This is a genomic window from Streptococcus sp. 121 (genome assembly GCF_016458205.1).
Classification (GTDB): Bacteria; Bacillota; Bacilli; order Lactobacillales; family Streptococcaceae; genus Streptococcus.
In genome coordinates, this window is the sequence record NZ_JAEMED010000011.1 from 43,634 (window position 1) to 50,525 (window position 6,892).

Annotated in this window: 5 protein-coding genes and 1 pseudogene; all 6 read left to right on the top strand. The window is 43.5% G+C overall.

The window, feature by feature from the left end; all coding sequences use genetic code 11:
* Window positions 1-1,923 carry a DNA polymerase gene (locus tag JEQ21_RS03585; RefSeq protein WP_199363989.1) on the top strand — a complete coding sequence of 641 codons (1,923 nt, stop codon included), beginning with the start codon at window positions 1-3 and terminating at the stop codon, window positions 1,921-1,923.
* A gap of 2 nt (window positions 1,924-1,925) precedes the next feature.
* Complete coding sequence (locus JEQ21_RS03590; RefSeq protein WP_199363990.1) at window positions 1,926-4,310, top strand: DNA primase family protein; 2,385 nt, start codon at window positions 1,926-1,928, stop codon at window positions 4,308-4,310.
* 366 nt (window positions 4,311-4,676) lie between these two features.
* Entirely contained in the window at window positions 4,677-4,943 is a 267-nt protein-coding gene (locus JEQ21_RS03595; protein ID WP_199363991.1) for a VRR-NUC domain-containing protein, read from the top strand.
* The gene (locus JEQ21_RS03600; protein ID WP_199363992.1) at window positions 4,940-6,265 is read left to right on the top strand and encodes an SNF2-related protein; all 1,326 of its coding nucleotides are present in this window, start codon (window positions 4,940-4,942) and stop codon (window positions 6,263-6,265) included. Before JEQ21_RS03595 ends, JEQ21_RS03600 begins: the two co-directional genes overlap by 4 nt.
* Window positions 6,262-6,639: a DUF3310 domain-containing protein gene (locus JEQ21_RS03605; RefSeq protein WP_199363993.1), complete on the top strand. Its 378-nt coding sequence runs from the start codon at window positions 6,262-6,264 to the stop codon at window positions 6,637-6,639. Before JEQ21_RS03600 ends, JEQ21_RS03605 begins: the two co-directional genes overlap by 4 nt.
* Window positions 6,640-6,892, top strand: a pseudogene (locus tag JEQ21_RS03610) (DUF1372 family protein); the annotation flags it as partial. It lies immediately after the preceding gene.

Below are 6,892 nucleotides of genomic sequence, written 5' to 3' on the forward strand. Positions count from 1 at the left end.
ATGCACTACCTCAACATAGATATTGAAACTTACTCCTCGAATAACATCAAGGATGGCGTCTACAAGTATGTGGACGCCCCTGATTTCGAGGTATTGTTGTTTGCCTATTCTTTGGATGGCTCTCCTGTCAAGTGTCTTGACTTGACCAAGGAGGCTTTGCCAAAGGAAATTCAAGAGGCTATTTTCTCAAATGATGTTCAGAAATCAGCCTTTAATGCTCAATTTGAACGGGTTTGTCTGAGTAAGCACCTAGGTGTTCCTTACTATTTAGACCCTAGCCAATGGCGGTGCACAATGGTGCATGCCCAGGAATTAGGCTTGCCTGCGAGCCTCGAGAGGTGTGCGAGCTATCTTAATTTAGCTCAAGAGAAAGATACGGCAGGTAAGAACCTGATTAAGTATTTCTCGGTTCCCTGTAAGCCTACTAAAGCCAATGGTGGCAGAACCCGAAACTTACCCAAGCATGATCCTGAAAAATGGCAGAAGTTCATTGAATATTGTATCCAGGACGTTGTTGTTGAAATGGCTATCGCTGAAAGATTATCTGTCTTGCCTGTTGCTGAAAGGGAGTGGGATTATTATTCTGCAGATCAACGAATCAATGACAGAGGTGTAGCCCTAGATAGTGAGTTGGTAGAGTCGGCTTTATATTGTAAGGATGTCAAGATGGAGATGCTCTTTGATGAGTTGAAATCCACAACAGGACTTGATAATCCCAACAGTAGAGCCCAGCTACTACCTTGGCTAAAGAACAACGGCTATTCGGCAGAAGGTCTGACTAAGGCAGATGTTCAAAAGGAGCTAAAGACAGCGACTGGAGATTTAAAACGTGTTCTGGAACTTAAGCTACAGACTGCCATGTCAAGCCTTAAAAAGTACGAAGCCATGGAACGGGCAATGTGCACAGATGGACGTGTTCATGGACTCCTCCAGTTCTACGGTGCAAGCAGAACAGGTCGTTGGGCTGGTCGTGTGGTGCAGGTTCAAAATCTTGCTAGGAACTATCTCAAGGATCTAGATGATGCTAGAAATTTTGTTAAAGCTAGGGACATCGATGCGGTTGAAATTTTATACGATAGCCTGAATGACACCTTGAAGCAGCTAGTGAGAACAGCTCTTGTGGCAGGAGGAGAAAAGGAATTTTATGTTTCGGACTTCTCTGCGATTGAGGCTCGTGTGATCGCCTGGTATGCAGGAGAGCAGTGGAGGTTAGATGTATTCCGAACGCACGGCAAAATCTATGAGGCATCAGCTAGTCAAATGTTTCATATCCCTATTGAAGATATAGATAAAGACTTACGTCAACGGGGAAAAATCGCCGAACTGGCTTTGGGTTATCAAGGAGGACCTGGAGCGCTTAAAGCTATGGGAGCCCTTGAGATGGGAGTTCCAGAGGAAGAGCTTCAAGGGCTAGTGGATGATTGGCGGAGAGCCAACTCTAAAATAGTCCGATTTTGGAAAGATGTTCAGACGGCAGCACAGAAAGCAGTTCGTAGACGTTCAACCGTTCGGATGGGGCGCTTAACCTTTAAGTATCGAAAGGGTTTCCTTTTGATCCAATTGCCCAGTGGACGCCACCTAGCCTACGCCAGGGTCAAGCTAGAGGTGGGAGACTATGGCGATAAATTGACCTATGAAGGTCAGGGGGATAGAGCTTACTTCACTAGGCTGGATACTTATGGAGGAAAACTGGTCGAGAATATCGTCCAAGCTACAGCAAGGGATATTCTAGCAGAAGCCATTTTGAGACTTGAAGAAGACGGCTTCCCTGTTGTTTTCCATGTACATGATGAGTGTATTGTGGAGAGTAGCGGGACAACAATTGAAATCATTAACGATCTTATGGCCCAGACTCCTGAGTGGGCGGACGGACTGCCTTTGAACAGTGAAGGCTATGTGACTAAATATTATATGAAGGATTGATTATGGTAGAACTACAAACGAAGATACGACATGATCCTCATAAGGAACTCCAGCTCTCAGTGGGGGCTTCTCGTGCAACTAAGACCTGGAAGAATATCTCCATGACCTGGGAGGAGTTAGTCGATAGGCTAGCTTCTCCAACGGTCACTCAGGAGACGTTCGCGGAATATCAAAAAATGACCCGATCCGAAAAGGGGCAAGTCAAGGATGTTGGGGGATTTGTCGGCGGCTGGCTGAAACAAGGGAAGCGTCGTAACGGGAATGTACAGAGTAGGTCTCTTGTTGCTCTTGATGCAGACTCCCCGTCAGAGGATTTCTTAGACAGGTTGGATCTGATGGCTGATTATGCTTATGTGCTTTATAGCACTCATAGTCATAGCCCTAAAGCTCCCAAATATCGCATACTGATTCCGACAGATCGTCTTATGCTTCCAGATGAATATGAACCTGTGGCCCGCTACTTGGCCAATCAGCTTGGGATGGCTAACTTTGATGATACGACCTATCAGGATGTCCGTTTGATGTATTGGCCAAGCCATGCTAGGGAGGCAGAGTTTGAGTTTCGCTTTAATGATGAAGTGTTTGCCAATGTGGATGACATTCTGGACACATTTCCCGATTGGAAGGATTCTAGCTTTTGGCCAGAAAGTCCGACGCATGTTATCCAGAAAAGTCGGGAGGCTAAAAAGCAAGGAGACCCTCTAGCCAAGAAAGGGTTGGTTGGTGCCTTCTGTAGGACCTATGACATCAAGCAGGCCATAGCTGAATTTTTACCAGAGATTTATGTAGAAGGTTCAACTCCTGATCGTTATACCTATGTGGATGGGTCAGCAGCCAACGGACTTGTACTCTATGATGATGTTTTTGCCTACAGCCACCACGGTACGGATCCAGTGGGAGATACCTTGGTGAACAGTTATGATTTGGTTCGGATTCATAAGTTTGGGGAACTGGATGCAGACGCTAAAGAGAACACCCCGACTAACAAACTTCCATCTAGTAAGGCCATGAACGCATGGGTTGCCAAACTACCAAGTGTCAAAGCTAGTTTACTGGAAGAAGCGATTGGGGATTTCAATGAGGATCTTCCTGTTGAAGACGATGGCTCTTGGCTAACGATTGACGAACGGGGAAATCCTGAAGTGAATAGTTATCTTTTAGCCCAGCAGATTCTAAGAGAGGTCCCTGTCTGGTATGACGGACTAGAGTTCTTACGCTATGAGGCTGAAAAAGGCATCTGGATTCCCAATGCCGAGGACTACCTTAGAAGCTACATCACTACTAAGAAGTTGGTAAAGATTACGAAAATCAGACACATTAATGAAACAATCGCAGCGATTAAGGCTTTAGCTTTTTCAAAAGAAAGTTTTGAGGAAAGTGATGTCAACAAGATTGTACTAGCTAATGGAGTCTATGACTTGAAGGAGGACAGTTTTGTTGGTCAGTTTGATCCAGACTTGCATGCAAGATCCAGCCACCCTGTTGTTTACGAAGAAGGTGCGGATTGTCCCACTTTTATTGGTTTTATCAAGGAAGTTGTAGGAGCTGAAAATGTAGATTTCATCTTCGAATGGTTTGGCTATAACTTTTACAGAGAGTATACGATTCAAAAAATGCTGTTTGTCCAAGGTGTCGGAGGGACAGGTAAATCTACAGTCATCAATATCCTTCGGGCTATGATTGGAGATGGTAATTATTCCGCTGTCACTCTTCAGTACCTCATGCAGGAGCGCTTTGCCAAAATTGGTCTCTATCGTAAGACGGCCAACTTTGATACAGACGCTAAGCCTCAATATTTAGCAGACGGGGCTACCTTGAAAATGTTGACGGGTGAAGATAGTATTCACGCAGATAGAAAAAACAAAGAACCAATTACCTTCTACAACTACGCTAAGTTAAGCTTTGCCATGAATGAATTGCCACCTATGCGGGATTTCAGCGGAGGTCTCAAGAGACGGATGTTGATTCTTGAGATGAATAAGGTTTTGACCAAGGAAGTTAAGGAACAATATCCACTTGATCAGATTATGGCTGAGATACCAGGTATCTTTAACAGGGCCATGGAGGGGCTTCGGCAGGCACTAAGCAGACGAGATTTTAGCATTAGTACTTCTATGCTGGAAAGCGTTGAGCGCTGGGAGAAAGGAAATGATGTCGTTGCCTTGTTCCTAGAGGACGAGTGCGATATTGGAGATGGTAAGAAGGCTCCGGTCTCGGAGGTTTATCCAGAATACAGGCAATACTGTATCGATTCAGGATACAAACCTCTAGCTAGAAATTCCTTTAACCAACGTTTGCAGGAGCTGCATTTTGAAAACAAGAACGTCAAGATAGGAGGTAAATCCGTCAGATCGTGGGTTGGATTTACCTTAAAAAGCGAGTTTTAGTGGTTACATCTCGGGTTACATTTTCCGAAAGAATTCGTCAGGGGTTACAAAGTTACAGGTTTTAAGAAAGCCGAAAAAAGTTTAAAGAGTTTTAAAGACTTGTAACTTTGTAACCTGAACGGCGAATATAGAACAAATCAATCTTGAAATGTCACCTTTGTCCCTTTTTTGTAACCGACAAAACCTTTGCCACGCTTGAGTTTTTAAGGTCAAGTTACAAAGTTACCACTTTTCTCTCTTTAACTTAAATATAAATAATATATATATAAAACACGTATATAGGGAGTACGTGTATACGTATATATAAAAAGAAAAAGTAAGTTGGAAAAAACTGTAACCCTAATTAGTAATAATTTTGGAGGAAGGATGAAGTCTGAAAAAGATATTGAAAACTATTTGAAAAGAAAATGCCCGGGGATGTGCCTGAAATTCACTAGCCCAGGGACGATAGGAGTTCCAGACAGGATTGTCATTTTGCCGCAAGGAGTTTTCTTTGTGGAGGTGAAAGCTCCTGGCAAAAAGCCAAGACCAAGTCAACTAGCCCTATTCAAAAAGCTGGAGGATCTAGGCCATAAGGTTTGGGTTGTGGATTCCTATGAGTCGGTCGATAGGGCTTTAGAGGAAATGGCATGAAATTACATGAGTATCAAGAGTATGCCAAGGACTGGATCTTGGAACACCCTTACTGTGGGCTGCTTCTCGATATGGGTCTTGGTAAGACTTTGACGACCTTAGCCGCCATTGATGAGTTGAAGAATGTCTTTTGTGAGGAACATAAAATCTTAATCATAGCACCTAAGAAGGTGGCAGAGGAAACTTGGTCTACTGAAATTGAAAAATGGGAATTTGACCTGACTTATTCCAAGGTTCTAGGAACAACAAAACAAAGGATAGCAGCTTTGGAGTCGAAAGCTGATCTCTACATCATCAATCGCGAGAATGTGGTTTGGTTAGTAGATTATTTTAAAACGAGGTGGCCTTTCACCTTTGTCGTTGTAGATGAGTTATCCAGTTTTAAGTCCAGTAAATCAAAGAGGTTTAGAGCCTTAAGAAAAGTTAGGCCTAAGCTAGAAAGGTTTGTGGGGTTGACAGGTACTCCTGCCCCAAATAGTTTAATTGATTTGTGGCCTCAGATATATCTGATGGACAGGGGTGAGAGGCTAGAGACAAGTCAGACTAGGTACAAGAGTCGATATTTCACCCCTGATAAATATAATGGACCTATCGTATATAGCTGGGCTTTGAGACAGGGAGCGGAGGAAGAAATCTATGGCAAGTTGGAAGATATTTGTATATCCATGAAGGCCAAGGATTATCTAAATCTACCTGGTCGAATAGATAATGTTGTAGAAATTGAACTGTCCGATTACAGGAAGTACAAGAAACTGGAGAGAGATTTGGTGCTTGAAGAGGAGGAAGTGACAGCTTCGAACGCAGCAGTTCTAGTTAATAAATTGCTTCAACTATCGAATGGGGCTATCTACAATGATGATAAATCGGTAGTGCATCTTCATGATGATAAGCTAGATGCCCTGGAGAGGATTGTGGAAGATAGCCAAGGTCAGCCGATTCTAGTTTTTTACCAATACCAACATGATCTTGAACGAATCAAAGCACGGTTTAAGGAGGCAGAAGAATTAGACTCCCTTGAACGTTGGAACAATGGTGAAATCCCAATACTCCTAGCTCACCCGCAATCGGCAGGTCATGGTTTGAATCTGCAAAGAGGAGGCCATATCATAGTTTGGTTCGGTTTGACTTGGAGCCTTGAGTACTACCAGCAAGCTAATGCAAGATTGGACAGGCAAGGTCAAACGGAGACAGTAGTTGTCCATCACCTAGTTTCAAAGGGAACTTTAGATGAACGGGTCTTGGAAGTCTTGAAAAATAAGGAAGTGTCTCAGGATTCACTGCTTGAGGCCGTAAGGGCGCAAACAAAGGAGGAAGAAAAATGACTGATAACGTAAATAAGCCGAAACACTATCAAGGTCGATTCGGCATCGAAGTGATTGAAGTTATTAAGAATTTCTTGACGAAAGAGGAATTCAGGGGCTACCTGAAGGGAAATATTATCAAGTACGTGTTACGGGCAGACCAGAAGAATGGCTTAGAAGATATCCAAAAAGGCCAAAAGTATTCCCATTGGCTTGCCAAGGAGACGGATCAGGACAATAGGATTGAGCCAGAGACATTCAGCACTGGAGATAAAGTGATCTTGAGAGGTGAGGTTGTGGATGTTAAAGAAGGTGACTATCTTTTCAAGGTTGCAGGGGGGAGTACATTTTTAGTGAAGAAAAGTCAGTTTGAGAAAGCTGCTGGGAGGTACTAAGTGACTGAACGAGAAAAAGGAATTTTGGAATCAGCGCTCGTCGGTGTCTGGATCATGACGATGTTTATTTTTGTCATCATGTTTCACTTTGGAATCCAGCTACACGAACTAGAGCAGAAAGTGGAGCGTTTGGAGATGGGGCAGGTACAGTTGAGACAGTCGTATGCTGGTCTCACGATTGGCAAGGTCATTGACAAACAGGAAAAAGACGGCAAGTACACGCTGACAATCGCAGGATACGGGAATTTCTTGG

Bases quoted from the DNA above. Each gene is read 5' to 3' on its own strand.
- JEQ21_RS03590 (WP_199363990.1), top strand. From the start codon at position 1,926: ATGGTAGAACTACAAACGAAGATACGACATGATCCTCATAAGGAACTC.
- JEQ21_RS03595 (WP_199363991.1), top strand. From the start codon at position 4,677: ATGAAGTCTGAAAAAGATATTGAAAACTATTTGAAAAGAAAATGCCCG.
- JEQ21_RS03585 (WP_199363989.1), top strand. From the start codon at position 1: ATGCACTACCTCAACATAGATATTGAAACTTACTCCTCGAATAACATC.
- JEQ21_RS03600 (WP_199363992.1), top strand. From the start codon at position 4,940: ATGAAATTACATGAGTATCAAGAGTATGCCAAGGACTGGATCTTGGAA.
- JEQ21_RS03605 (WP_199363993.1), top strand. From the start codon at position 6,262: ATGACTGATAACGTAAATAAGCCGAAACACTATCAAGGTCGATTCGGC.